The sequence below is a fragment of the Streptomyces sp. NPDC013455 genome (genome assembly GCF_040632975.1).
GTDB lineage: Bacteria > Actinomycetota > Actinomycetes > Streptomycetales > Streptomycetaceae > Streptomyces.
Window position 1 is genome coordinate 849,993 of the sequence record NZ_JBEYCX010000001.1, and the last position, 25,118, is coordinate 875,110.

Consider the following 25,118-nt stretch of genomic DNA (forward strand, 5'->3'; position numbering starts at 1 on the left):
CCCTCAGGAGAAGGGGAAGCACCGACATGCCGACCTGCCCGAACGGACACCAGTCGGGTTCCGACGACTGGTGCGAGGTCTGCGGTCACCGCATGGCCGGTGCCGTACCTCCGCCCCCTCCGCCGCCCCCGGCCGGCGGCTACGGCTTCCCGCCGCCCGCCGGTTCCGGCGGTCCCGGCGGACAGGCCGGCGGGGGACGGCCGCACCCGGCCCCCGGGTCCGCCCCCGAGCCGGAGCTGTGCCCGCAGTGCCGTACGCCCCGCGAGGGCGGCGCGCCGTTCTGCGAGGAGTGCCGGTGGAACTTCCTGACCAACACGGCGACCTCCTACACCCCGGCCGCCCCGCGCTCGGCGCAGCCGCGGTTCCAGCCGCCGAGCGCGACGTACGGCGGCGGTGACGGGTACGAGTACCAGGGCTCCCGGCCCTCGCAGGTGAACCGGCCGGCCGAGCCGATCCCGTCCTTCGGCAGCGAGCCGTCGGGGCCGACGCCGTTCGGCGGCGAACGCGCCCCGTCCGGCCCGCCGACCTCTCCCGGTCCCGCGGGTGCGCCCCCCTTCGGGGCGGGCGGCCAGCGCCCGCCGGGCCCGCCCTCCGGCTTCGGCCAGGGCCCTGGCCAGGGTCACGGCCAGGGACCGGGTCAGGGTCACGGCCAGGGCCCGGGTGCAGGCCAGGGTCAGGGACAGGGACACGGCCAAGGCCCGGGGCAAGGCCATGGCCCAGGGCAAGGCCATGGCCCGGGGCAGGGCCCGGGGTCCGGCGGTCCGGGCGGTCCGTCCGGCTTCGGCGGCGGTCCGGGCCAGGGCCGGGGTCCCGGTGGCCCTGGTGGTCCCGGCGGCCCCTCCGGCTTCGGCGGCGGTCCCGGGCAGGGTCCCGGCGCCGGTGACCGGTCCGGCTTCGGCGGCGGTCCCGGGCAGGGTCCGGGTGCCGGCGGTCCGGGCGGCCCCTCCGGCTTCGGCGGCGGTCCCGGGCAGGGTCCCGGCGCCGGTGACCGGTCCGGCTTCGGCGGCGGTCCCGGGCAGGGTCCCGGCGCCGGTGACCGGTCCGGCTTCGGCGGCGGTCAGGGGCAGGGTCCGGGTGCCGGTGACCGGTCCGGCTTCGGCGGCGGTCAGGGCCAGGGCCCCGGCAACGCCTCCGGCCCGGCGGCCTTCGGGCGTGAGCCCTCCCGTCCCGGCGCGCCCGCGGGACCCGGTCCCGGCGGCTTCGGCGGCGACCCGTCCCGTCCGGTGCCGCCACCGCCCGGCCCGACGCCGCCCGGCGGCCCCGGCGGAGCCCCGCAGGCGTTCCAGCAGTCCGGACCGTCGGCGCCGCCGGCGTTCCCGCGGGAGAACGGCCGGCCCCCGGCCGGCGGTCCGCCCCCCGGCGGCCCCTCCTTCGGCGGCGGAGACGACGACTGGGTGCTGTCCCCGCCGTCGGGCTCCGGCCCGGGTCAGGGCCAAGGCCAGGGCCACGGTCACGGCGGCCAGGGCGGCCAGGGCGGCGGGTACGGCTACCCGCAGGCCGGTGCCACCCAGGCCCCTGCCGGACCGGGCGGTTTCCCGCAGGCACCGCAGGCGCCGCAGCCGGCCACGTGGACGGCGACCATCGGCCCGGACCGCGAGTACTTCATGGCGATGATGCAGCGCTCCGGCCCCGAGGCCGCGGGCCTCAACCTGCCCGCGTACTCGCCGGAGCAGCAGCGCACGCTCACCGGCAACCAGGTCACCATCGGCCGCCGCCGGCACTCCACCGGCGACACCCCCGACATCGACCTGTCGGTGCCGCCGGAGGACCCGGGCGTCTCGCACCAGCACGCGGTGCTGGTGCAGCAGCCGGACGGCGGCTGGGCGGTCGTCGACCAGAACTCGACGAACGGCACCACGGTCAACATGTCGGAGGAGCCGATCCAGCCGTTCGTGCCGGTGCCGCTCCAGGACGGCGACCGGGTGCACGTGGGGGCCTGGACGACGATCACCGTCCGCCGGGGCTGAGCGCCGCGGGCGGCCGGACGGTTACGGCAGGGGCCAGGCGTACGGCCCCTGCGGGTCGTCCAGCCACGCCCAGGTGTACCGGCCGTCGACCGTGACGCCGTACCGGGCGCGGTCCGGTTCGTCCTCGCGCTCCCACAGCGCGTACGCCTCCCACGGGTCGAGGGTGCCCCGGGTCAGCGCGAGCAGGAAGCGGAACGGCTCCTGCTCGCGGGTCCGGCCGGGCAGCCCGGCCGGCGGGACGGGCTCCGGCTCCGCCCTGCCCACGCCGCGCAGGGGCACGAAGAAGGCGGCCGTGGGCAGGAAGCGGCCCTCGGCGTGTCCGGCGTCCCGCACGGTCAGGGCGAGCAGGCCGGTGGCGAGCGGGGTGAGGACGCGGGCGCCGGGGCGGCACTGGGCGAGCCAGGCGCGCGGGACGGTCGGCAGCTCGCAGGTGGCGATGATCCGGTCGAAGGGGGCGCGTTCGGGCACCCCGCGCGCCCCGTCGCCGGTGACGACGGCCGGGCGGTGGCCGGCCGCCGCCAGGTGCCGGCGCGCCGACTCGGTGATCTCCGGCTCCAGGTCGATGGTGGTGACCAGGTCGTCGGCGCCCAGCCGGTGGGCGAGCAGGGCCGCGTTGTAGCCGGTGCCGGCGCCCACCTCCAGGACCCGGTCGCCGTCCTCGACGCCCAGGGCGACCAGCATCCGGGCCATCAGGGAGGGCTGGCTGCTGGAGGAGACCAGCTCGCCGTCGCGCAGCCGGGTGGCCAGCGGTACGTCCGCGTAGGCCCCGCGCACCCAGCGCTCGCGGGCCTCCGGCTCGGGGCTCTCACCCCAGCGGCGCTCGTAGCCGCGCGGCCCGGCGACGTAGTAGTACGGCACGAAGAGGTGCCGGGGCACCGCGGCGAACGCCTCCCGCCACACCGGATCCTCGTCCCAGGCCCCCTCGGCGTCGATCTCCCGCACCAGCGCGGCCCGCGCCACGGCGGCGAGTTGCTCGGTCTCGGTGTCGTAGGCACCCATGCGTCCACAGTAGGGGCCGGCGGTCCGGGTCCTAGGCCTGAAGACCTGGGTCACCGGGTCTGAGACGATGGACGGGTGAATGAGATTCGGCGCGGCACGCTTCAGGAGCAGACCTTCTACGAGCAGGTCGGCGGGGAGGAGACCTTCCGCCGGCTCGTCCACCGTTTCTACGAGGGGGTCGCGGCGGACCCGCTCCTGCGGCCGATGTACCCGGAGGAGGACCTGGGTCCGGCCGAGGAGCGGCTGGTCCTGTTCCTGATGCAGTACTGGGGCGGCCCCACCACCTACAGCGAGAACCGCGGCCACCCCCGGCTGCGGATGCGGCACGCCCCGTTCACCGTGGACCGGGCGGCCCACGACGCCTGGCTGCGGCACATGCGGACGGCCGTCGACGAGCTGGGCCTGTCCGAGGAGCACGAGCGGACGCTGTGGAACTACCTCACCTACGCCGCCGCGTCGATGGTGAACACCCCGGACTGACGGGACCCGGAAGGCCCGGACAGGCAGCCGGAGCGGAGGGGACGCGCGGCTCAGCGCACGCTGGGTCCGTCGGGCTCAGCGCACGCTGAGTCCGAAGGACCCGAGCCCGGCCTGCCGTACGGCCACCGATCCGTACGGCGTCCGCAGCCGCAGCCATGTCCCCGAGGAGTACAGCCCGGTGTCCCCGGGACCGGTCCCCGGCCGCAGGAAGCCCAGCGACTGGGCCGCGTGCACGGCCCGCACCGGCAGTCGGGTCCCCTTGATCTGCCGGGACCAGATGTCCCGTCCGATCCGGTCCAGCTCCGCGCGGGTCCGCCCGTCGGGACCCAGTTCCTCGGTGCGCGAGCGGAACTCGGCCACCGCGGCGGCGACCGTGGCGCGCAGCGCGTCCGGGGCGGGCAGTCCGGGCTCGGGCCGCCAGCCGGCGCGCGGTGGCAGCACACCGGCCCACGGGGGTCCGGTGACGGGTGCGGGGACGACCGCGGTGGCCGCCCGCTCGTCCACGGACTCCAGCAGCTCACCGGCGGAGACGGTCACGTCGAGGGTGGCGTCGAGCCCGTCCTCGTACGGCTTGGCCAGCCGCACCGCGCGGACCGCCAGCACCTCGAAGGACGGCGGCCGCCCGAAGACGGCGAGGGCGGTGCCGGCCGCCTGCAGGCGCACCGCGGCTCCACGGTCGTAGTGGAGCAGCCGGGAGAGGAAGGCGGCGAGGTCCGCCGCCTCCGTCTCGTCGGCCAGGTGGAGCACCGTCATGCGGCGACGGCCTCCTTCTCGGCGTCGTCCGTGTACTCCCGGAGGAACTCGCGCTCCTCCTCGGTGATCCGGCGCGGCCGCTGCGTCTCGAAGTCGAACGGCACGATCACCGTGGAGGCCCGTACGTAGACCACGTCGCCGTCCTTCACCTCGTAGGCGATGGTGAAGGACGCGGCGCGGATCTCGGTGACCCACAGCTCGATGTCCACGGGGTGGTGCCGGTGGACGAGCTGCCGCTTGTAGTCGATCTCGTGACGCGCCACCACGGACCCCTGCTTGAACTCCTTGTCCGGGCGGAACAGGAAGTCGATACGGGCTTCCTCCAGGTAGCGGAGGAAGACCACGTTGTTGACGTGGCCGTACGCGTCCATGTCCGCCCAGCGCAGCGGGCAGCGGTAGATGTGCCGCAAGGTTCGATCAGCCCCGGGTCAGCTTCTTGTAGGTGGCGCGGTGCGGACGCGCGGCGTCCGGGCCGAGCCGCTCGATCTTGTTCTTCTCGTACGACTCGAAGTTGCCCTCGAACCAGAACCACTTCGACTCGCCCTCGTAGGCGAGGATGTGCGTGGCGACACGGTCGAGGAACCACCGGTCGTGGGAGACGACGACGGCGCAGCCGGGGAAGTCCAGCAGGGCGTTCTCCAGGCTGGACAGCGTCTCGACGTCGAGGTCGTTGGTGGGCTCGTCGAGGAGCAGCAGGTTGCCGCCCTGCTTCAGGGTCAGCGCCAGGTTGAGCCGGTTGCGCTCACCACCGGAGAGCACGCCGGCCGGCTTCTGCTGGTCCGGGCCCTTGAAGCCGAAGGCCGACACGTACGCCCGGCTCGGCATCTCGACCTGGCCGACGTTGATGTAGTCGAGTCCGTCGGACACGACCTCCCACAGCGTCTTCTTCGGGTCGATGTTCTCGCGGCTCTGGTCGACGTAGGAGATCTTGACGGTCTCGCCGACCTTGATGTCACCGGCGTCCGGGGTCTCCAGACCCTGGATCATCTTGAACAGCGTGGTCTTGCCGGCGCCGTTGGGGCCGATGACGCCGACGATGCCGTTGCGCGGCAGCGTGAAGCTCAGGCCGTCGACCAGGATCTTCTCACCGAAGGCCTTGTTGATCTTGTTGACCTCGACCACGACGTTGCCCAGCCGCGGGCCCGGCGGGATCTGGATCTCTTCGAAGTCCAGCTTCCGCATCTTCTCGGCCTCGGCGGCCATCTCCTCGTACCGCGCGAGACGGGCCTTGGACTTGGCCTGCCGCCCCTTGGCGTTGGAGCGGACCCACTCCAGCTCCTCCTTGAGGCGCTTCTGCCGCTTGGCGTCCTTCTGGCCCTCGACCTTCAGACGGGTGGCCTTGGTCTCCAGGTAGGTGGAGTAGTTGCCCTGGTACGGGTAGGCGCGGCCGCGGTCGAGCTCGAGGATCCACTCGGCGACGTTGTCCAGGAAGTACCGGTCGTGGGTGATGGCCACGACGGTGCCCGGGTACTTGGCCAGGTGCTGCTCCAGCCAGTTCACCGACTCGGCGTCGAGGTGGTTGGTGGGCTCGTCGAGGAGCAGCAGGTCGGGCTGCTCCAGCAGCAGCTTGCACAGCGCGACGCGGCGCTTCTCACCACCGGAGAGGTTGGTGACGGGCCAGTCGCCGGGCGGGCAGCCGAGGGCGTCCATGGCCTGCTCGAGCTGGGCGTCGAGGTCCCAGGCGTTGGCGTGGTCGAGCTCCTCCTGGAGCTTGCCCATCTCGTCGAGCAGCGCGTCCGAGTAGTCGGTGGCCATGAGCTCGGCGATCTCGTTGAACCGGTCGAGCTTGCCCTTGATCTCGGCGACACCCTCCTGGACGTTCTCCAGGACGGTCTTCGCCTCGTTCAGCGGCGGCTCCTGGAGCAGGATGCCCACGCTGTAGCCCGGCGACAGGAAGGCGTCGCCGTTCGACGGCTGCTGCAGTCCGGCCATGATCTGCAGGACGGTCGACTTTCCGGCACCGTTCGGCCCGACGACGCCGATCTTCGCCCCCGGCAGGAAGCTCAGGGTGACGTCGTCGAGGATCACCTTGTCGCCGTGCGCTTTGCGCGCCTTGCGCATGGTGTAGATGTACTCAGCCAAGAGAAACCGTCCGGCAACTTGAAATCTGGCAGTGGGCAGATACACCCCATCTTGCCTGACCGCCACCTCTGGAGGGAAACCCGTCGGGCCGGCGGTCCGCGACCTGGGGTTTCGAAGGGGGGCGGCGGGGGCTCCCGCGTCGCCGTCGGCCGCCGTCGGGCCGCCGCGTTCAGGTTTGGCGGAAACAAGCCGTTGCCGCCTCGTCCCGCGCCGCGCAGCCTGGAGGGCGCGGGAGCGCTCCCACGGCCTTCCGCCGCAACCCCACAGTGAACCGGTTCCCCCACAGGAAGAACTCCGACATGCATTGTCATGAGCATGTACATCACACGGGCCGGCGCGTGGCGCTCGTGCTGAGCACCCTCGTCGCGGTACTCGTCAGCCTGATCACCTGGGGCGGCACGGCCTCCGCCCATGGATCGGTGGTCGACCCGGCCTCGCGCAACTACGGCTGCTGGCTGCGCTGGGGCAGCGACTTCCAGAATCCGGCGATGGCCCAGCAGGACCCCATGTGCTGGCAGGCGTGGCAGGCCAACCCCAACGCCATGTGGAACTGGAACGGCCTGTACCGCAACGGCTCCGCCGGCAACTTCCAGGCCGTCGTGCCCAACGGACAGCTGTGCAGCGGCGGCCGGACCGAAGGCGGCCGCTACAACGCCCTGGACGCCGTCGGCCCCTGGAAGACCACGGACATCGGCGCCAACTTCACCGTGAAGCTGTACGACCAGGCCAGCCACGGCGCGGACTACTTCCTCGTCTACGTCACCCGGCAGGGCTTCGACCCCACCACCCAGCCGCTGACCTGGAACGACCTCCAGCTGGTCACCCGGACCGGCCGGTACGCCCCCAGCCAGAACTACTCGATCCCCGTGAGCACCTCCGGCTACACCGGCCGTCACGTCGTCTACACGATCTGGCAGGCCTCGCACATGGACCAGACGTACTTCCTGTGCAGTGACGTGAACTTCCGCTGATCCCCACGCCACCGGCCGTCACCCACCGGCCACCACCCCGCCGGGCGCGGTCTGGCCCCAGGGCCGGGCCGCGCCCGTCCGACCGCGATTGGGAGCGCTCCCAATCCGGCGCTCCCCTGCCGCACCCCCTCCCCCGCCCGCTCCCCTCCCCAGGAGGCGCACATGTCCCCCCTGCCCGCGCAGTGCCCGCGCCGGCTGCGCAGACCCCTGACGGCGGCCGCGGCGATACTCGCACTGGCGGTGTCCCTCCTGGCCTCCCTCCTGGTCGCAGCGCCCGCAAGCGGCGCCGGCGCGACCGCCGCCGGATGCCGCGTCGACTACACCGCCAACCAGTGGACCGGCGGCTACACCGCCCAGATCCGCGTCACCAACCTCGGCCCCGCGCTGAACGGCTGGCGGCTGACCTGGACCTACGGCGGCGACCAGCACGTCACCTCCGCCTGGAACGCCACCGTCACCCAGACCGGCCACGCGGTCACCGCCACCGGTACGGACTGGAACTCCGCCCTGCCCAGCGGTGCCGCCGCCGAGTTCGGCCTCCAGGGAACCTGGCAGTCCGCCGCTCCCGCGCCCACCGACTTCAGCCTCAACGGTGTCTCCTGCTCGGACGACGGCACCGTTCCGCCGACCACCCCGCCCGGCACCCCCGACCCCACACAGCCACCGGCCGGCTGCGGTGGCGCCGCCCTCTGCAGCGACTTCGAGGACCAGACCGGCACCTCCCCCTCCGGCGGCTGGCGCTTCACGGCGCCCGACTGCCAGGGGACGGGCACGGCCGCCGTCGACACGGCTGTCGCACACAGCGGCACCAGGTCACTGCGGGTGGACGGACGGGCCGGCTACTGCAACCACGCCTTCGTCGCCGCCACCGCCGACCTGTCGTCGGTCGGCCCGGTGATGTACGTCCGTCTGTGGGTCCGGCACACCACCGCCCTGCCCTCCGCCCACGTCACCTTCGTGTCGATGCCGGACACCGCCCAGGGCGGCCGCGCGCTGCGGGTCGGCGGCCAGAACGGCGCCCTGCAGTGGAACCGGGAGAGCGACGACGCCACGCTCCCCGCCCAGAGCCCGGCCGGGGTGGCGCTGAGCAGGCCGCTCCCGACCGGCAGCTGGCAGTGCCTGCGCTTCGCGGTCGACACCTCGAAGCCCGGGCTGGACACCTGGCTGGGCGCCGAGCAGGTGCCCGGACTGCACGCCGACGGGGTACCGACCCAGGACGTCGACCAGCAGTGGCTCGCCCGGACCACGCCGCCCCGGCCGACGGCTCTGCGGCTCGGCTGGGAGAGCTACGGCACCGGCGACGACACCCTCTGGTTCGACGACGTCGCCGTCGGCTCCGCACCGATCGGCTGCTGACCGGCCGCGCGGCCGCCTTCGGTGACGGCCGCCTTCGGTGGCCGCCGCCTTCGGTGGCCGCCGCCTTCGGTGGCCGCCGCCTTCGGTGGCCGCCGCCTTCGGTGGCCGCCGCCGGCTCAGGCGCCGGGAGGCGTCTCCTTCCGGCGCAGCACGAGCAGGACCCCGCCGCCGATCACCACCAGGCCGATGGCCACACCCGCGATCATCGGCGTGATCTCGGAGCCGCCCGTCTCGGCCAGGTTGGTGTCGGGAACCGTGTTGCCGCCCACCGTCGCGGGGCTCGGCTCGTTGGGGAGCCGGGCCGTCTCCGTCGTGATCGCTCCCTGGGTCTTGCAGTCCAGTACGCCGGTGAAGCGGTGGCTGAAGCCGTGCGGGCCGGTGATCGTGACGTCGTAGGCCTGGTCCTCCTGGAGCGGGACGGTCACCGTGCGGGAGGCACCCGCCGGGATGGTGTGCTCGGTGCCCATCAGCCGGAAGGTGAACGGCTTGTCGCCCTTGTTGGCCGCGCTGATGTCCAGGCCGCCCTCGGCGCAGTTCTCCCGGGCCGACACCGCCGGCACGGCCCCTTCGGCCGCCCAGCCGGCCGTCACCGTGGCGGAGACGGTGGACTCGCTGGAGCCGGCCAGGATCTGGGTCTGGCTGCGGCTCTCGGCGGCGAAGGCCCGGCCCACCGGCACGGTCGTCGACGCCTGCACGGTCAGCTGCGCGGTGCCGTCCGCCGCGTCCTCGGGAACGTCGAAGAACAGCCGGCTGCCGTCCTTCGCCGAGGTGATCACCTTGCCGGTCTTGTCGATGATCCGCACCCCGCTGGTCGCCGCGTCCGCCGGCGGACTCACCGTGACCGCGCCGGCGTTGGTGTGCACGGTCACCGGTCCGAGCAGGTCGCCCGGCCGGCCGGAGACCGCGGGCGGGTCCAGGGTGAGCGAGGCCTGCGGTTCGGCGACGCTGCGGGCGCTCTTCTCCAGGTAGTCGGCGAGCTTCTCGGCCTGCGGGTCGGCGGCGTCGACCTTCGCGCCGTCGGAGTAGCGCCAGATGGCCACCTGGGTGCCCGCCGCCGCGTCCTGCTCCGTCAGCCCGCTGACGCCCGCCTTCCGCGCGAGCGCGGCGAGGTCGTTGACCTGGGGGTAGGAGTGCTGGAGGATCCAGTGGATCCGGCCCGCGTCCTTGTTGGTGCCCAGCGAGGTGCCGCTCCAGGAAGTCTCCTGGTACCGGGCGTCCCGCTGGGTCGGGTTGTGGAGATCGACGCAGTACGTCTGGAGGGTGCCGCCGCCGTCCACGGACATCTCGAACAGGCCCGCGGACACCCGCTGCTCGCCGCCGTCCTCGTGGACCACGGCCTCGCCGTAGGTCTTCAGGCCGTTGATCGTGGCCGTGGCCCCGCCCTCGGTCTGCGGTGTCCCCTCGGCCGCGGCCGTACCGGCGCCGGACAGCACGCCGGCCGTCACCAGGCCGGACACCGTGGTGGCGGCGGCCAGGCGGGCCGTTCCGGTGGACCGGCAGAACCCAGAGAGCGCAGCAAGCACAGAATTCCCCTTCGAGCAGGACCCGTTGGACGTGGGGGACGGTCCCACCTGCAGAATCGGCAGCCCCTAGGGGCACGCCCGGCATCCTATGGATCAGCCGGAGCCCGACCCGCCGGTCGGATCATCCGATGGCCGATCCGATCTGTAATCGTTATCGCCCGGACCGTCCATGAGCTGCCCGTATCGACAAATCCACCGCTGCGCACGGCGTGTTGGACGGTACGGACAGCTCGTGCGGGGCGGATCACCGGCAGTCCGCGCGGCCGTGCCCGGCTGACGTTACGTCACCGCTGCGCTGTCGCAGGGTTGTTGTGCCGTCTCCGGCTCCTGCGGGTCCACCGGCCGTGGCGTCTCCCAGTCCGGCTCCGGCCGGGCCGCCGTCGGCGGCGCCTCCGGTTTGGCCGCGCGGTGGAAGACCGCCGTGCCGCGCGACAGGTCGTGACCGATCGTCACGGCGTCGATGTCGGCGGAGGCCCACTGCTGCTGTCCGTCCCGTGCCTCCGTGCGCACCTTCAGCCGGCCCTGGACGACGACCGGCTGGCCCACCTCCACGCTGGCCGCCACGTTCACCGCCAGCTGGCGGTTGGCCCACACCGTGAAGAAGTTGGTGTGCCCGTCCGTCCAGACGCTCTTCTCCCGGTCCCAGTAACGCGCGGTCACCGCCAGCCGGAACCGGGCCGACGGCCCCGTCACCGCCTCGCGGTACACCGGCTGGGTCGCCACGTTGCCCACCACACACACGATGGTCTCGTTCACGATCTCGCTCCCCTCCCCCGCCCGGCCCCTCCGGCCGGCCGGACACCCGTACGGGCCCGTCCCGTACGGCCGCGTCCACCGCACGCCCCTGTCCCGTACGGCTGCGCGCGCCGCACGACCATGTGCCGTGCGGCCGCGTCCGCCGCACGACCATGTGCCATGCGGCCGCGTCCGCCGCACGACCATGTGCCGTGCGGCCGCGTCCGCCGTGCGGGCCCCACGCCTGCCGTGACCGCCCGCACCGCACGCCGACCGCCCGCAGTGCCCTCCGTGTCCGGGGCCGGGCCCGCCGGGCGATCGCCGTGGCCTCAGACTGCCCGCGCCGGGCCGGGCCCGCCGAGCGCTGTGGACGGCCCGGCGCCTGTGGACAACCCCGTCACCCGCCCGGGTGCGCCGGGCCCCGTCACGCCGGAGCCCCCTGCCGCAGGCCGCAGGCCGCAGGCCGCAGGCCGCCGACGGCAGCTGCGCACCGGTCCGCGCGCCAAACCCACCCCGGCCCCGGCGCGCGCCCAGCCCACGCCAGCCCGAATCCCAGCCCAGGCCCAGCCCACCCCGGCCCCAATCCCGGCCCGGGCTCAGCCCACCCCCGCCCCGGCCCCGGAGCGCGCGACCCTGCCGTACTGCTCCCGCACCTCCCGGTAGCGCAGCAGCTCCGACGCCACCGGATCGAGCACCCGGGCCCGGCCGCAGCTCGCCGCCGCCTCCCGCAGCCGCCGTTCCGCCTCCTGGCCGTAGCGCCGGGCGGGCCCCCGTGCCGCCATCCGGCACGCCCACTCCACCAGCGGCCCGCCGACGATCCCGCACACCATCAGCAGCACGGGGACGCCCAGGTTGGGCGCCATCACCCCGGCGATCTGCCCCGCCAGCCAGGCGCCGCCCACGACCTGCAGCAGCGTCATCGCCGCCTGCACCAGCACGGCCACCGGCCACCAGCCCGGCCGCGGCGGGCGGCCCGGAGGGAGCCCGGCCCGCGCCGCCAGCTCGTCCAGCGCCTCGGACAGCCCGTGGGAGCCGCGTACGGCCGCCTCCCGCACCGCCTGCGCCCAGGGCGTGGGCAGCCCGGCCGAAGCCCGGTCGCAGACCGTGCGGACCGCCTGCTCGACCCGCTGGCGGGCCGTGGCCTCCTCGTCCGCCTGGGCGCGTACCGGGAGCCGTCCCGTCGTGGACTCGCCCCGGCCCTGGTACCAGCGCCACAGCCGCAGCCAGGGGGTGCCGCAGGCCCGGTTGGCGTTGCGCAGCCAGGCGCGTTCGGCGGCCTCGCCCGCCGCCGTGGCACCCACCGCGTCGGCGAGCCGCGCGGCGAACTCCTCGCGCGCCTCCTCGCTCAGGCCGACCCGCCGCCCGGTGGCGTACATGGGCCGCAGCTCGGCCGCGGCGGCGTCCACGTCGGCCGCCACCCGGCGGGCCGCCGCGCCGCGCTCCGCCACGAACTCGCCGAGCGCCTCGCGCAGGTCACCGACGCCGTCGCCGGTCAGCGCGGACAGGGCGAGCACGGTCGCGCCGGGCTCGCCGTGCTCGCCGAGCGCGATGCCGTCGTCGTCCAGCAGCCGCCGCAGGTCGTCCAGGACCTGGTCGGCGGCGTCCCCGGGCAGCCGGTCCACCTGGTTGAGGACGATGAACATGACCTCCGCGTGGCCGGCCATCGGCCGCAGATAGCGCTCGTGCAGGATCGCGTCGGCGTACTTCTCGGGGTCGACCACCCAGATGACCGCGTCGACCAGCTTCAGGATCCGGTCGACCTGTTCGCGGTGCTGTAGGGCGGCGGAGTCGTGGTCGGGCAGGTCGACCAGGACGAGGCCGCGCAGCTGCCCCTCGGTGTCCGCGCTGTGCAGCGGGCGGCGGCGCAGCCGGCCCGGGATGCCCAGCCGGTCGATGAGGCTGGCCGCACCGTCGCTCCAGCTGCACGCGATGGGCGCGGCCGTGGTCGGACGCCGTACCCCGGTCTCCGAGATGGCGACCCCGGCGAGCGCGTTGAACAGCTGTGACTTGCCGCTGCCGGTCGCTCCGGCGAGGGCGACGACGGTGTGCCGGCCGGAGAGTCTGCGGCGCGCGGCGGCCTCGTCCAGCACGCGGCCGGCCTCGGCGAGGGTCCGGCCGTCCAGACGCGTGCGGGAGAGTCCGACGAGCTCGCGCAGGGCGTCCAGGCGGGAGCGCAGTGGTCCGTCGTACGCCAGCGGGGCGGGGGTGTGGCTGCCCGGTCCGCGGTGTGCGGGCTCCGTCGCGGAGGCGCGCTCGGCGGCGAGGGCGGCGGCGTTCGCCTCGGTGACGCGGCGCGCGATGAGGCCGTCGTCCCAGGCTTCCTGGGAGTCGGCGTCGCTCCCAGCGTCGGCGGCGGCCTTGGGCGGAGGCGTGCCGTCCGCCGCGGCGCGCGGTTTCGGCGAGGTGGGCGCCTGGGGCGCGGGGGTGTGGGCCGCGGCGGTCTGGGACGCGGGGCCGTGCGGACGGGGTACGGAGACGGCTTCGCCGCCCTTGGCGCCCTTGGCGTGCTGGGCGTCCTTGGCACCCGTGTCGTCCTTGGCGTCCTCGGCACCCTTGGCACCTGTGTCGTCCTCGGCGTCCTCGACGTCCTCTGCGCGGGCGGCGGGACGGCCCCGGCGGTCGGTCTCGTCCTTCCCCGGGGCCGGGCGGTTCCGGCCGTCGCGCTCCTGATCCGCCCGGACCGGACGGCCATGAGCGTCGCCCTCGTCCTTGCCACGGGCGGCACGGTCCCGGCTGCCGGGGTCGTCCTCCGCACGGGCGGGGCGGTCCTGGCCTCCGTCGCTCTCGCCCTTCCCACGGGCGGGACCGTCCGGATCCGGGCCGGCGTCCGTCCCGCGCGTGCGTGGAGCGTCGGCTGTCCCTGTCCCGCGCGTGCGAGGAGCGTCGTCGGTCTCTGTCCCGCGCGTGCGAGGAGCGTCGTCGGTCTCTGTCCCGCGCGTGCGAGGAGCATCCCCGGTGTCCGTCACGCGCGCGTGAGGAGCGTCACCGGCGTCCCCGCCCGTGCCGCCACCCGTACGGCCGTCGTCCACGTCGCCGCCGGGGCGGGCGCCCCCGTTAGCACCCCCGCCCTCACTCCTCGTGCTGTCCCCGTCCCTCCTGGCTCTGCCCACCCCCGCGGCGGGCCCGGCGGTGCCCGCGGCCCCCGTCCCGTCCACGGCGCCGCGGACGCCGGTGGCGCCAGGCCGGGCGTCCGGGGCGTCACGGCGGGCGCCCCCGGCGTCGTGACGAGCGCCGCCGTCCATGGATCCGGTGTCGCCCCTGTCGCTGCCGCGTTCGGTGCGCGTCATGTGGTCGGTGTGATCCATGTGGTCGTGGTCAGTGACGGCGGTCACCGGTCACCTCTCCTTCAGCAGTACGGACAGCGCGGCGATGAGGTCGGCCTGCGGCTCGGCCCGGACGTCCAGGGCGTCGAGCGGGGCGAGGCGCCGCTCCCGTTCGGCGTGCATGACGCGGTCCACGTGCTCGATGAGCAGCCGCCCGGCCCGGTCGCGCAGCCGCAGCGCGCCGTGGGCACCGAGCCGCTCGGCGATCCCCTCGCCCGCGTTGCGCGCCCGGCGACCGCCCAGTACCGCCGTGGCGACGAGGGCGGCGACGGCCTCCGGGTCGGGGGCGCCGGTGCGTTCGAGGTGACGTACCTCGTCCTCGGCGTACTCCTCCAGCTCGCGCCGCCAGCGCCGGGCCGCGAGGCCGATGCGGTGCTCGGCGCGCTCCAGGGAGGTCTCCCGGCCGGCGAGCTGCGGGGCGTCCGCGGCGGGTTCGCGCCGCCAGGCGTCGTCGACGCGCTCGTCGGCGGCGGTTACGGAGCACAGCAGCAGGGCGGCGAGGCTCTCGACGAGGGCGTCGAGGAGTTCCCCGGCGGTGCAGTCCAGGGGGAAGGCGCGCCAGCGTTTGAGGGCGTCCCCGGAGAGGACCGCACCGGCCTGGAGGCGTCCCCGTACGCGCGCGTGCTCTTTGTCGTAGGCGGTCTCCACGGCGGAGGTGAGCCGGAGGGCCGCCGCGTACTGGGCGGCGGCCGCGGCGGCCAGCTCGGGCATCCGGGACTTGAGCGAGGTGAGGACGCCGTAGGCGGTACGGGTCACGGCCTGCTGCCGGGCGGCGGGGTCCTGGGCGTGGTGGACGAGCCAGCTCTTCAGGGGTGCGACGGCGGTGGCGGGCAGCAGCCCCGCTCCCCAGGCGGACTCGGGCAGCTCGGGCACGGTGAAGCGGGGTACGTCGCCGAGCCCGGCCTTGGTGAGCAGGGCGCCGTACTGCCGGGAGACCTCGGAGACCACCTGGTGGGGCACCCGGTCCAGGACGGTGACGAGCGTCGCGTCGTACTCCTTGGCGGTGCGCAGCAGGTGCCAGGGGACGGCGTCGGCGTAGCGGGCGGCCGTCGTGACCATGATCCAGATGTCCGCGGCGCAGATCAGCTCGGCGGCGAGGACGCGGTTGTCGGCGACGAGGGAGTCGACGTCGGGGGCGTCCAGGAGGGCGAGCCCGCGGGGGAGGGTGTCGGCGGTCTCGATGCGCAGCACGCGCCCGGGATCCTCGTCGGCGAGCAGGAAATCGTCGCCGACGTCACGTTTGGGCGCCCACACGCGGGTCAGGTCGGGGAGCACACGCATGCCGCTGAACCAGTGATGATCCTCCGGATGGCAGACGAGCACCGGTGTCCGGGTGGTCGGGCGCAGCACGCCGGCCTCGCTCACCCGTCGGCCGACGAGGGAGTTGACCAGCGTCGACTTGCCCGCGCCGGTGGAGCCGCCGACGACGGCCAGCAGCGGGGCCTCGGGTTGCCGTAGCCGGGGTACGAGATAGTCGTCGAGCTGCGCGAGGAGTTCGTCGCGGTTGGCACGCGCGCGTGGGGCCCCCGCGAGGGGCAGCGGAAAGCGTGCGGCGGCGACACGGTCGCGCAGAGCGGAAAGTGTGTCGAGCAGCTGAGGCCGTACGTCCAAGGTCACCACATGCGAAGAATGCCCAATTTTAGGGGAATTCTGAAGCATATGGACATGTCTGCGTGCCGACGGAACAGAACGGGCAGAAGGGATGACCGGGACACGGTCACAGGCCAGGCATAACGAGTGCACAACACCCGGTGCGCCAAGCGCCAAAAGCGGTGCACGATTCGTACCTGCCTGCGATTATCAGGACCGCTTCACCGAACCTCCACATCGAGCCACGGAGGCGAAGCGACAGGGTCAAGGAACCGGGAGCCCTATCCTTGTCCCCGGCAACGTCACGGATCAGCCCGCACCAGGGCACCGGATACGAGGCCACCCATCCGGCCCCCGTAGCTCAGTGGATAGAGCAGGCGCCTTCTAAGCGCTTGGCCGCAGGTTCGAGTCCTGCCGGGGGCGCCCCTGCACCGCCCTCCTTCGGGAGGGCGTTTTTGCTGGTCAGGGCGGGTACAGCCACGAGCAGAAGAGCGCCGGACCGTTCCCCGGTGCTCGCGGGAAGGTCCGGCGCTGTCCGGCTGTCACCGGGTTTCTGCGGGTGGCTGCGGTGAATACGCGGAGAAGTTCTCCGGGTGGCCGTCAGCCGGTCTCGGGCAGGTCGGGGAGGTCCCCGCGAGCCAAAATCCGCTGTTTGAGGTCACCGAGCTGCCCCGAGATGCATCGGGCATAGATGGCCAGCAGTACGGGGACGCTGTTGCCCGCCCACTCGGCTACCTGCGCCGGCGGGATGCCGTCGTTGAGCCAGTTGGTCAGACAGGTGTGCCGGAGGTCGTACACCCGCCTGCCGAGCGGCGAGGCGAATTCGTCCGGAGAGAGCACTTCCGCGCGAGCGGTCCGCCACGCTCGGCGGATGACCGAGCCCGCGAGCATGCCGCCCCTCTCGCCCTGGAACAGGAGATCTCCCGGCTTCAGGCTCTCCGCCTTGATGTGCTCACGCAGGATCCTCGTCAGCGACGGGTGCCCTGGTACGACTCGCGTGTCATCCGAAGCACGTCCCTTCAGCCCGCGCTCTTCATGGATCTCGCCGTCATCTGTCCAGTTCTTCCCGACCTCCGGCTGAGCGGTGTGGAACAGCAACTCGCACCACTGGTCTTCGGCGTCCTCGGCGGGCAGGCGGACGTCCGCAACGCCCATCGCCACAACTTCCTCCGGGCGTGGCCCGGCGTAGTACATCGTGGCAAAGAAGGCGTGGAGCCGATCGCCGCCGCGGGGACGCCAGCGTACCCAGCCCAGCAGACGCGCCGCCTGTTCCGGGTTTAGCAGAGACCTCTTGTCGACCGCAGATGACGTCTTGGGCGCCGCCCCTCTCCCCTTCGGCAAGGGGTTCGCCCGCAGAATCCGGTGCTTGACGGCGTACTCCATGGCCACGTTCAGGATCCGCCGGTTGCGTTTGACTGAGCTTGCCGCGGCACGCGTGCCGTCCAACTTCGAGTCGACGGCCCGGAGTACCTCGTCAACCTTGGCGGGGTCCTCCCATGCCGCCATGGTCAGGGTGTTGCGCTCCACCCACTTCAGGATGGTGGCCACCTCGGGTGGGGCGTCCTCCCGGCGCCGTGTGTTGAACGCGAACTCCCGCAGTGCCGTGCGCACGTCGACCGGCCGGAACGCGGTCGGCGGTGTGCGCAGCAAAGCAACGGTGGTCGCCATGAGCGCCTTGGACGTGTTTTTGCGGTTGTTCCCGCCCGTCCGGTGCCACTGAGCGTCCGCGAACTGTACGGCGAAGTCGTACCAGTTCACCGCGCTCGCGCCGGACTGATGCGAGACGGGGCGCCCCGTGGCGAGGCTGAACGCCTCACCACGGCGCGTCGCGCTGACCAGCTCGGAGCGGAAGGCGTCCGCCAGTGCCTTCGTGTCGAACGGCGCTCGCCACTCCTTGCCCTCCAACTCCCATCGGACGGTGTGGGTGGTCTTGCGCTTACCCTTATAGACCGCCGTCTTCCAGATCTTGACGTTGTACGTCGTGCCGTCCATCAGGCGGCGTCCTCCCGCGCGTCCAACCAGTGTTCGTAGTCGCTGCGCCGGACCCGGATGTCACCGTTGGGCAGCTTGATACAGCGAGGGGCGCGCCCTTTCGCTCGCCAGTCGTAGAAGGTGGAGCGGGAGACTTTCAGGTCCCTGCAGATCTCCGCGAGCGTGAGCTTGTCGTCTCGCGCGCCGGCGCTCATACCGCCGTCCTCTCTTCTGTTTTGATCAACGTCTGGGGGCCTTCTGGGAAATCCGCAACATCCGCCACGCCGCAACACCGCAGGTCAGGGACTTGGATCTGTTGCGGATGCCGGTTGTGTTGCGGATAGGTGCCGCCGCGCGGTCGTGCGGCGGCACGGTGCACCTCGGGACCTGTCCCGGGACAACTAGTGGGCATAGACGCCAACGTGAGGGCCGATCTCGTAACGGTCAGTCACTTTTGGACTCCACTGTCTCAACTCACAGTGATGACCCGTCAGTGCGGTGCCGCGGCAGGGCGATTGCCAGTTCGAGGAGCTAAATTCTGCGAATTTCGCTTCCGCGGAAGGTCGCGATGCTCTACCTTCAAGGCGAGGCGGCACCGAAGTGGTGCCGCGGCAACTTCCTGACTCTGGAGGTCAGATGAGCCTGTCCGCGTTCGGACGACAGGGCATCACGGTGCCCGCGATGATCGTGCGGCCTGGCGTCGCCGTCACCACCGTCGAACTGTTCTCCCTCGTCCAGACGGTGCCCGACCCGCGGAAGGAGGAGGGGAAGAAGAACCTGGCGCAGGCGAGCGCCCTGCTCAAGGCGCACGCTGAGATTCGGCTTCTCGTTCAGCGCACCCTCGCCGGGGCGAAGGGCAAGAACGCGAACGAGTACGCCGATTACATCGCCGCGGGCCTGCGTGGTGACCTCTTCAACGGCTGGTCGACGCCGCCGGTGACCATCTGGATTCCCTCCCAGCCGGATGGGACGCCGACCGCCAAGGCGAAGGAGGTGGCGGAGGCGGCAGGCTCGGGACTGTACGAGGTCTTCATCCCGGTTGGCGCACACGAGGTACCGATCGACGGCGAGACGCAGTGCACGGCGCTGCACCAGATCGTTGCCGATCCCGAAGAGTATGGGCTGACGATCGAGCAGCTCCGCGACGTCCGGGTCCCGGTGGAGCTGTACTGGGATCTGAGCGTTGAGGAGGCCCGACAGGTTTTCCACGACCGGAACGTCAAGGGCATCACTGTGGACAAGAACCTGGCCATGTCCATGGACCAGCGTGACCTGGGGACACAGCTCGCCCACAAGATCGCCGAGCGAGTCAAGATCTCCACCGCCGACGGCGTCGTCCCCCTCGCCTCGCTGCTGCAGTCGCAGCGGCGGCAGCTCGCCGCGTCGGACGACAAGCTGATCACCTTGTCCGGGCTGCGGGCGCTGGTCACCACCGCGCTCCTCGGTAAGTCCGGGATCGCGAAGACGTCGGCGACGGTGACGGAATCCACGCTGATCAACACGGAGAAGGTGTCGGCGGAGGAGCAGAAGGAGCGGGTGGTGTTGCTGCTCTCGGGCGTCCTCACGCAGCTTGCCCCGGAGCTGGCCAAGGGCCCGAAGGGGACAGCGCTGAACGCGCCGGCGATCCTCACCGGGCTCGGCGTCGCAGTGCACCACGCAACCGAGTGGGCGGAGACCGACCGGATCACGGAGGAGTCGCTCATGAACATGGTGACGTCCGTCAAGTGGGACCGGTCGGCGCAGTACTGGGATGGTGTCGGCGGCAAGGCATTGATCAAGGACGGGCAGGTGACCGGGGTGTCGTTCGCCGGTGGTGCGAAGGACTCCGGTGGCCGGGTCGCCGACGCGATCCTCTACCCGTCCACGGAACTCGGTCGGAAGATCCGCGGCATCGTCGAGTAGTTCTAACCCGGCCAGCATGCGGCCCCCACCCCGATGTCGGCGGGGTGGGGGCCGCTGTCCTTTTATCACAGAGCGCAGGCTGTGTCCGCGGCGCTGTGGCGGGAGCCGTCAGCCGACGGCGCGTAGCGGGCGTGTGCCGGTTTCGGCGAGCATGTGGCGGCTTTCGTCGGGGTCTTCCGCCACGGATTCACCTTCGTTGACCTGCGGTGTTGCGGATGTTGCGGATGTTGCGGACTTCTCGGGGGGAGGGGGGCAGTAGCGTGCCCAGGCGTCGGTCAGGTCTTCGGCGTAGTAGCCCTTCGGGGTGCCGCTGCCGACGCGGATGCCGCGGGGCCGGATGGGGGTGTTGTCGGGGCGGACGTACTGGCTGAGCAGCTTGGACAGGCCGCGTGCGGTGAGCGGTTTGCCGTCGTCGTTCAGGTCGGCCCAGGGGGCGTCATCGAGCCCGTGGAGGACTTCGAGGATGGCGGCGGTGGGCATGCGGTCGGCGCCGCAGAACACCTTGTCGCGCAGGTCGGTCAGCAGGCGGACCCCGAGGGAGGCTTCGTTGCCCTCGCCCGCGGCCTTGATGAGTTCGACGCAGGCGGCGCGGGCGCGCTCGGGCCAGTGGCCGCCGGCCGCGTCGGCGACGGCGAGCAGGGGTTCCCAGACGTCGGCGGGCCGGTCGGTGACGCCCTCGGGCATCTCGGGCCAGGCTTCGGCGACCTGGTCGTGCACGGTGGTGGCCCATTCGGCGAGCCGGTCACGCAGGGCGTGGCCCTGCTTCTCGTGGACGCGCCGGCGGTAGGGCTCTGCCTTCTCGTTAGGGGCCTTCTTCCGCATCCGGATGATGACCGAGCGGGTCAGGATCGTGTCCGGCAGGGAGCCGAGTCCGGCCATGGCGACGGCGCAGAACGAGGAGAACCACTCGGTGGACTGGTTCGAGCCGTCCCCGACGCAGCGCAGGGACTTGGCGCCGCGCCGGTAACCGGAGTTCAGGAAGCCGCGGACCTCTTCGTTGCCCCCGGCTTTGGGCCCGAACACGGTGTCGATCTCATCGAAGAGCAGTGTCGGGGTTCCCCCGTCGGCCTCCACCAGCCGGAACAGGGCGTTGGCGGACGCGTTGACCGTGGTGACCGCTCGCGGGGTGAGTGTCTCCACGATCTCCAGCGCACGGGACTTGCCCGATCCCGGCTCGGGCGAGAGGAACGCGAGCCGGGCCGTGCCGTCGAATGCGTCGATCAGGTGCGCGTGCGCGTCCCACAGCGCCACGGCCACGTACGCGGACTCGGTGGGGAAGATGTTGAAGCGGCGGTGGAACGCTTCGACCTCATCGAGCAGTGCGGCGCCGTCGATGGACGGGGCGGACACGTTGGGGCTGGTCATGCGACGTTCCTCCTTTCGGTGCGGGGCGTGGGTGTGCCGTTGCAGAAGTGCTTGTGGGCCTCGTACTCGGTGACCAGGGCAGCCACGGCGTCTTGCCCCTTGGCGATGCCGGTTTGGCCGCAGGGGCAGGCGTAGGCGGCGGTGGGGGTGGCCCCGTAGCGCTTGGACCAGCGGGCGCCGTCGTAGTGGTGGCGGTAGACCGGCGGGGCGAAGATGCGAATCCCCGGCCGGTCCGGCGTCGGGTCCTCGCCGTCCTGGCGGGCGTTGCCGGTCCAGTGCGGGCCAGAACGAAGAGCTGAAAGGACGGCCTGACGGCCGTCGCTCTTCGTGCCACGGCCCGCTTTGGCGCCGCCACCCTCCGGGCGCGAACGCTCGGGCTTGGGTTGGGTGGGCTTTTCAGGGCGGGGGGTCATGCGACGTCCCTGGGACGGCATGTGCGAATCGACCACTCCAACGCGCTGCGGATGGTGGCCCGGCACTCGGACGCGGACAGGCCGGCTGTCTCTCCCCCCGCCTGAAAAGCCTCCTCCACCACGTTCCGGGGGATCTCGCCCCATGCGACGAACCGCCCCAACGCGCGGGCGCCCTCCAACAGCCGGTTGTTCCGGCTCCCTTCGGTTCTCCTGGCCACCGCGTCCGTCTCGCGCTCCAGTGCCGCCCGGGCTCGCCGGGTGACCGACTCGTGGATGAGCAGCGGAGCGGGCGCCACGTCGGGCCGGGACGGCTCGGTAAGCAGCGGGGCGAGCCAGTGCGGGAGCGCTGCGACGGGGGCGTCGTCCAGTACCTCGTAGGCACCGTCGGGAGTGGTGCTGCCGGGGGCGACGACGTAGCCGCCCCATGCGCGGGTGTCGATGTGCTGTCCGAGCCGGTTGACGCTGCTGGGCAGCTTCCCTCCGGCCGGGGCGGTGAAGTACAGGTGTCGACCCCCGCTCGGGGTCCGCACCTGGTAGGTGGGCGGAAGCTGCTCGCCGGCGCGCTCGCAGAGCGCCTGCAAAGAAGCGGCGCCGTCAGGCGCTCCCTTCTTCTCTCCCGACTTGGACACGTCCAGATCGATCACCAGCAGCCCGGCCGGGCCGGTGGCGATCCCCACGTTGTACGGGGTGCGCGCCCATGCGGCCTGGATCAGTTCCGGGTCCGTGGTGGCGCGCTGCTCGGGGGTGCGGTGCCCACCCTCGCACCGTCCGGTGCCAGGGCAGGAGCGTTCCGGGTGCCCGGCCGGGCGTTTACTGCCGGGGTGCAGAGGGATGACCGGCCAGCCCTGCTCTGCGGCGCTGAGGGCGGAGGCCAGTAGGTGCAGGTTGGCAAGGTCAACCAGTGGCATGTCGGTGACGTTGATGAGGGTCATACCGTCACCCCCGTGGGATGGGTCATGCTGTAGGTCTCCAGGTCTCTTAGATGGGACTGGATTGCCGGGGTGACCGCGTGTCTTTGGCGAGAGAGGCGGTCACCCCGGGCGCGTCTAGGCGATGTCCAGGGCGAGCTGGGACGGGACGGCGGGAGCCGCGGCTTCGGCGGCGAGGGAGGCGAGCAGCGCGCGGTAGGCATGGGCGGCCTGGTGGATGACCACGCCGTTGCCGAGGATTTTGAGCTGGTCGGAGCGGGACAGGCCCAGGTCCGCATCCGTCACCCAGCCCGGATCGGCGCCCATCATCCATTCCACGAACGCCGGCGACAGACGGCGGTTGCCCTTGGTGCCCGGTTCGGTCGGCTCCGGGGCGGGGCGTCCGAGGGCGGCTTCCCATCGGCGGATGGCGGGGCCGTAGTCGGTGCCGTTGGTGGCCACCCACCGCCCGTCCAAGCGGACGGCCTGGCCGGGCAGGTAGTGGTTCCCGTTCCTGTCGCACTGGTTCGGGCCGCCGTGCGGCCCGTCCGACGCTTCCGGTGTGGACAGGAGTCGCGCGGCATCAATGAGGGTCGGGCCGTATCCGCTCCCGTAGGGCGTCCCGTCAGGCCGGAAGTTCGCGGTGTTCCGGGAGTCCGCCACCGTGGGCGTCGGTAGCAGGTTGACCACGACTTCATTCAGCGGGCGGGAGTTGGTTCCCAGCAGGTTGGACGCGCCGGACTTCCAGTCACGCGCCGCCGGAGTGGGTAGCAGGGTCACGGCGGTGCGCAGGTTCATCCCGCCCTTGCGCTTCGGGGACGTACCCGGCCCGCCGGTTCCGTCCGCGGCGGCCGGGGTGGGCAGCAAGCTCAGGCATCCGTCGGCGGCAGCAAGAACACCACTTCGTCCTCCAGCGTGGGCCCGTGCCCACCCGCCTTGCGCTTGTCCGGGTGCTGCGGCCCGCCGTTGCGCCCGAGCTGGGAGGTGGGGGTCTTCAGCAGCGGGATACGCGAGGGCGAACCAGCGGTCTCGCCGGTGGCAGGCTCCGACTTCGGGATCTCCAGCGCGTAGGCACATCCACCGCGCGTCATACCCGCACGCGGCCAGGTCCGCGGCGACGACGTCGAGCCCCCGGCTTCGGATGGCGGCGACGTTTTCCAGGAAGACGAGTCGTGGTCGAAGATGGCGAATGGCGTGGGCGATCGTTTTCCACAGTCCCGAGCGGTCACCGGCAATCCCTCCCCGAGGTCCGGCGTTGGAGATGTCCTGGCAGGGAAAGCCGGCGGTCAGCGCCGCCGGACGCGGCATCGAGGCGGACAGGTCCGCCCAGTCCACGGCCGTGATGTCCCCGAGGTTGCGGGCATGGGGCAGGCGGACGGCCAGCAGCCGGGACGCGGCCGGGTCCTTCTCACCGACCATGACCGTGGGCAGACCGGTGACGGCTTCCACGGCCAAATCCAGCGCACCGGACCCGGTGCACAGGCTGATGTTGCCGCCCTGCGACGGCGCGACGGGATGGGTCATGCTGTAGGTCTCCAGATCTCTTGGATGGGACTGGACTGCCGGGGCGACCGCGTGTCTTTGGCGAGAGAGACGGTCGCCCCGGGCACAGCTAGAACGGAGGCTCGTCGCCCGGCTCCGGGCGGTTGTTCCCGGTGTTCCACGGGTCGCCGGCCGGGGCGGCGCCGTTCGTGCGCCGGGCGTTGATCTGGACGGTGGTGAAGCGGACGGAGGCGCCGATGTCGTCGACCTCGACGGCGAGCATCGAGCGCTTCTCGCCCTGGTCGGTGGTCCAGTCGTGCTGACGCATCCGGCCCATGGCCACGACGCGGGAGCCCTTGCCCATGGACTCGGCGACGTGTTCGGCGAGGGTGCGCCAGGCGGCGCAGCGATAGAAGGCGGTGGTGCCGTCCTTCCACTGGTTCGAGGTGCGGTCGAAGCTGCGCGGGGTGACGGCGATCGTGAACTTCGCCAGCGCCGTTCCGGAGTCGGTGAACTTCAGTTCCGGGTCGTCGGTCAGGTTGCCGACGAGGGTGATCGGGGTCTCTCCGAACGACATGGGATCACTCGCTTTCGGATGTGGTGGGCCGGTGGTCGGCGGTGAAGTACAGGCGGGTGTGCCTGCGGTCGCGGGTGGGGTACTGGCGTGCCGGGCCGGTTTCGAACGCGTCAGCCAGGGCCCGGCTGATGCGGTCGGTGTCGTCCGGCTCGCAGATCACGCGGATCTCGAACACGGCGCTCCTCTCGGCGTGTTCAGCCGTGGAAGTGGCTGCGCTTGATGACGGCCTTGCGGATGTTGACCGTGGTCCCGCCACGGTCGTGGTGGCCGGTGGCGCCGAAGATCTGGACGGCGATCCAGCCGCCGAAGATGACCGCGGCCAGGATGATGAGCTGGGTGATGAAGGCGGTCAGGGCGGCGATGAACGAGGTGAGCAGGACCAGGCCGCCGCAGACCGCGCCGAACCCGATGCCTCCGAGCGCGATGTTCACTGCGGTGCGGGAGACGGTCGGCCGCGTGGCGACCGGTGCCGGGGCGGGAGCGGGGGTGAGGGCGTAGCCGGTGACGATCCGGCCGTCGGGCAGGACGATGCTCTGCACCGTCGGCGGCGGGCCCGGCTGTACCGGCACGAGGGGCGTGGCGGTCGGGACGGTGATCGGCTGGGGGTGGTGGAGTTCGACGGCCGTGGGCCGCTCGGGGTGGGTCACGGCGGTTCCTTTCGGTACGGCCGCGGGCCCGCGCACCGGGGTGCGCGGGCCCGCGGGTGGGTGTTACGAGCAGG

The 25,118-nt window shown here is 72.5% G+C and carries 22 protein-coding genes and 1 tRNA gene; 6 read left to right on the forward strand and 17 right to left on the reverse strand.

Translation table 11 applies throughout. The annotated features are described in order from the left end of the window. Window positions 1-26: 26 nt before the first annotated feature. Window positions 27-1,967 carry an FHA domain-containing protein gene (locus ABZ576_RS03725; RefSeq protein WP_360735356.1) on the forward strand — a complete coding sequence of 647 codons (1,941 nt, stop codon included), beginning with the start codon at window positions 27-29 and terminating at the stop codon, window positions 1,965-1,967. A 21-nt stretch (window positions 1,968-1,988) separates the two neighbouring features. Here the strand turns inward: ABZ576_RS03725 and ABZ576_RS03730 are convergent, their stop codons facing one another. Beyond that, window positions 1,989-2,966, reverse strand: coding sequence for a methyltransferase domain-containing protein (locus tag ABZ576_RS03730; protein ID WP_360735358.1), 978 nt, complete (start codon window positions 2,964-2,966; stop codon window positions 1,989-1,991). A gap of 75 nt (window positions 2,967-3,041) precedes the next feature. Here ABZ576_RS03730 and ABZ576_RS03735 point away from each other — a divergent pair, with 75 nt between their 5' ends. Further along, window positions 3,042-3,446, forward strand: a complete 405-nt coding sequence (locus tag ABZ576_RS03735; protein WP_360735360.1) for a globin — start codon at window positions 3,042-3,044, stop codon at window positions 3,444-3,446. Between the two features lie 75 nt (window positions 3,447-3,521). Here the strand turns inward: ABZ576_RS03735 and ABZ576_RS03740 are convergent, their stop codons facing one another. From ABZ576_RS03740 to ettA, 3 genes are read right to left on the reverse strand one after another with little or no spacing between them, the layout of a single operon-like run. Then, the gene (locus ABZ576_RS03740) at window positions 3,522-4,199 is read right to left on the reverse strand and encodes a hypothetical protein (RefSeq protein ID WP_360735362.1); all 678 of its coding nucleotides are present in this window, start codon (window positions 4,197-4,199) and stop codon (window positions 3,522-3,524) included. Continuing rightward, window positions 4,196-4,609: a thioesterase family protein gene (locus ABZ576_RS03745; RefSeq protein ID WP_360735364.1), complete on the reverse strand. Its 414-nt coding sequence runs from the start codon at window positions 4,607-4,609 to the stop codon at window positions 4,196-4,198. The genes ABZ576_RS03740 and ABZ576_RS03745 overlap by 4 nt, the downstream gene beginning before the upstream one ends. A gap of 7 nt (window positions 4,610-4,616) precedes the next feature. Further along, window positions 4,617-6,281, reverse strand: coding sequence for an energy-dependent translational throttle protein EttA (gene ettA, locus ABZ576_RS03750; protein ID WP_360735366.1), 1,665 nt, complete (start codon window positions 6,279-6,281; stop codon window positions 4,617-4,619). 299 nt (window positions 6,282-6,580) lie between these two features. Between ettA and ABZ576_RS03755 the strand changes: the two genes are divergently transcribed. Continuing rightward, window positions 6,581-7,252, forward strand: a complete 672-nt coding sequence (locus tag ABZ576_RS03755; RefSeq protein WP_360735368.1) for a lytic polysaccharide monooxygenase — start codon at window positions 6,581-6,583, stop codon at window positions 7,250-7,252. Between the two features lie 162 nt (window positions 7,253-7,414). Further along, window positions 7,415-8,608: a cellulose-binding domain-containing protein gene (locus tag ABZ576_RS03760; RefSeq protein ID WP_360735370.1), complete on the forward strand. Its 1,194-nt coding sequence runs from the start codon at window positions 7,415-7,417 to the stop codon at window positions 8,606-8,608. A 116-nt stretch (window positions 8,609-8,724) separates the two neighbouring features. Here ABZ576_RS03760 and ABZ576_RS03765 read toward each other — a convergent pair whose 3' ends face one another. The 4 genes from ABZ576_RS03765 to ABZ576_RS03780 all read right to left on the reverse strand — a co-directional run bounded on the left by ABZ576_RS03765 (window position 8,725) and on the right by ABZ576_RS03780 (window position 15,809). Beyond that, window positions 8,725-10,083: a Cys-Gln thioester bond-forming surface protein gene (locus tag ABZ576_RS03765; RefSeq protein WP_360735533.1), complete on the reverse strand. Its 1,359-nt coding sequence runs from the start codon at window positions 10,081-10,083 to the stop codon at window positions 8,725-8,727. Between the two features lie 327 nt (window positions 10,084-10,410). After that, on the reverse strand, window positions 10,411-10,887 hold the full coding sequence (locus tag ABZ576_RS03770; protein WP_360735372.1) for a single-stranded DNA-binding protein: 477 nt from the start codon (window positions 10,885-10,887) through the stop codon (window positions 10,411-10,413). 575 nt (window positions 10,888-11,462) lie between these two features. Next, entirely contained in the window at window positions 11,463-14,198 is a 2,736-nt protein-coding gene (locus tag ABZ576_RS03775; RefSeq protein WP_360735374.1) for a GTPase, read from the reverse strand. 3 nt (window positions 14,199-14,201) lie between these two features. Next, window positions 14,202-15,809, reverse strand: coding sequence for a dynamin family protein (locus ABZ576_RS03780; protein ID WP_360735376.1), 1,608 nt, complete (start codon window positions 15,807-15,809; stop codon window positions 14,202-14,204). A gap of 320 nt (window positions 15,810-16,129) precedes the next feature. On the opposite strand from ABZ576_RS03780, the gene ABZ576_RS03785 reads away from it, so the two are divergent. Further along, window positions 16,130-16,202, forward strand: a tRNA-Arg gene (locus ABZ576_RS03785). A 177-nt stretch (window positions 16,203-16,379) separates the two neighbouring features. Here the strand turns inward: ABZ576_RS03785 and ABZ576_RS03790 are convergent. Continuing rightward, entirely contained in the window at window positions 16,380-17,771 is a 1,392-nt protein-coding gene (locus ABZ576_RS03790; RefSeq protein ID WP_360735378.1) for a site-specific integrase, read from the reverse strand. Continuing rightward, window positions 17,771-17,965, reverse strand: a complete 195-nt coding sequence (locus ABZ576_RS03795) for a helix-turn-helix domain-containing protein (protein ID WP_360735380.1) — start codon at window positions 17,963-17,965, stop codon at window positions 17,771-17,773. Before ABZ576_RS03795 ends, ABZ576_RS03790 begins: the two co-directional genes overlap by 1 nt. 421 nt (window positions 17,966-18,386) lie before the next feature. Here ABZ576_RS03795 and ABZ576_RS03800 point away from each other — a divergent pair, with 421 nt between their 5' ends. After that, window positions 18,387-19,652, forward strand: a complete 1,266-nt coding sequence (locus tag ABZ576_RS03800) for a DNA sulfur modification protein DndB (protein ID WP_360735382.1) — start codon at window positions 18,387-18,389, stop codon at window positions 19,650-19,652. 108 nt (window positions 19,653-19,760) lie between these two features. On the opposite strand, the gene ABZ576_RS03805 is transcribed toward ABZ576_RS03800, so the two are convergent. From ABZ576_RS03805 to ABZ576_RS03835, 7 genes are all read right to left on the reverse strand, one after another. Beyond that, the gene (locus ABZ576_RS03805) at window positions 19,761-21,017 is read right to left on the reverse strand and encodes a DUF3631 domain-containing protein (protein ID WP_360735384.1); all 1,257 of its coding nucleotides are present in this window, start codon (window positions 21,015-21,017) and stop codon (window positions 19,761-19,763) included. Continuing rightward, on the reverse strand, window positions 21,014-21,430 hold the full coding sequence (locus ABZ576_RS03810; protein WP_360735386.1) for a hypothetical protein: 417 nt from the start codon (window positions 21,428-21,430) through the stop codon (window positions 21,014-21,016). The genes ABZ576_RS03805 and ABZ576_RS03810 overlap by 4 nt, the downstream gene beginning before the upstream one ends. Further along, complete coding sequence (locus tag ABZ576_RS03815; RefSeq protein WP_360735388.1) at window positions 21,427-22,362, reverse strand: bifunctional DNA primase/polymerase; 936 nt, start codon at window positions 22,360-22,362, stop codon at window positions 21,427-21,429. Before ABZ576_RS03815 ends, ABZ576_RS03810 begins: the two co-directional genes overlap by 4 nt. 114 nt (window positions 22,363-22,476) lie before the next feature. Next, window positions 22,477-23,862, reverse strand: coding sequence for a DNA cytosine methyltransferase (locus ABZ576_RS03820; protein WP_360735390.1), 1,386 nt, complete (start codon window positions 23,860-23,862; stop codon window positions 22,477-22,479). A gap of 88 nt (window positions 23,863-23,950) precedes the next feature. Continuing rightward, window positions 23,951-24,397, reverse strand: coding sequence for a single-stranded DNA-binding protein (gene ssb / locus ABZ576_RS03825; RefSeq protein ID WP_360735392.1), 447 nt, complete (start codon window positions 24,395-24,397; stop codon window positions 23,951-23,953). 4 nt (window positions 24,398-24,401) lie between these two features. Continuing rightward, a complete protein-coding gene (locus ABZ576_RS03830) occupies window positions 24,402-24,572 on the reverse strand; it encodes a hypothetical protein (protein ID WP_360735394.1) in 171 nt (56 codons plus the stop codon). Between the two features lie 19 nt (window positions 24,573-24,591). Further along, window positions 24,592-25,044, reverse strand: a complete 453-nt coding sequence (locus ABZ576_RS03835) for a hypothetical protein (RefSeq protein ID WP_360735396.1) — start codon at window positions 25,042-25,044, stop codon at window positions 24,592-24,594. Window positions 25,045-25,118 lie beyond the last annotated feature (74 nt).

Bases quoted from the DNA above. Each gene is read 5' to 3' on its own strand.
- ABZ576_RS03815 (WP_360735388.1), bottom strand. From the start codon at position 22,362: ATGACCCTCATCAACGTCACCGACATGCCACTGGTTGACCTTGCCAAC.
- ABZ576_RS03760 (WP_360735370.1), top strand. From the start codon at position 7,415: ATGTCCCCCCTGCCCGCGCAGTGCCCGCGCCGGCTGCGCAGACCCCTG.
- ABZ576_RS03730 (WP_360735358.1), bottom strand. From the start codon at position 2,966: ATGGGTGCCTACGACACCGAGACCGAGCAACTCGCCGCCGTGGCGCGG.
- ABZ576_RS03800 (WP_360735382.1), top strand. From the start codon at position 18,387: ATGAGCCTGTCCGCGTTCGGACGACAGGGCATCACGGTGCCCGCGATG.
- ABZ576_RS03795 (WP_360735380.1), bottom strand. From the start codon at position 17,965: ATGAGCGCCGGCGCGCGAGACGACAAGCTCACGCTCGCGGAGATCTGC.
- ABZ576_RS03790 (WP_360735378.1), bottom strand. From the start codon at position 17,771: ATGGACGGCACGACGTACAACGTCAAGATCTGGAAGACGGCGGTCTAT.
- ABZ576_RS03755 (WP_360735368.1), top strand. From the start codon at position 6,581: ATGCATTGTCATGAGCATGTACATCACACGGGCCGGCGCGTGGCGCTC.
- ABZ576_RS03810 (WP_360735386.1), bottom strand. From the start codon at position 21,430: ATGACCCCCCGCCCTGAAAAGCCCACCCAACCCAAGCCCGAGCGTTCG.
- ABZ576_RS03805 (WP_360735384.1), bottom strand. From the start codon at position 21,017: ATGACCAGCCCCAACGTGTCCGCCCCGTCCATCGACGGCGCCGCACTG.
- ABZ576_RS03740 (WP_360735362.1), bottom strand. From the start codon at position 4,199: ATGACGGTGCTCCACCTGGCCGACGAGACGGAGGCGGCGGACCTCGCC.
- ssb (WP_360735392.1), bottom strand. From the start codon at position 24,397: ATGTCGTTCGGAGAGACCCCGATCACCCTCGTCGGCAACCTGACCGAC.
- ABZ576_RS03725 (WP_360735356.1), top strand. From the start codon at position 27: ATGCCGACCTGCCCGAACGGACACCAGTCGGGTTCCGACGACTGGTGC.
- ABZ576_RS03820 (WP_360735390.1), bottom strand. From the start codon at position 23,862: ATGACCCATCCCGTCGCGCCGTCGCAGGGCGGCAACATCAGCCTGTGC.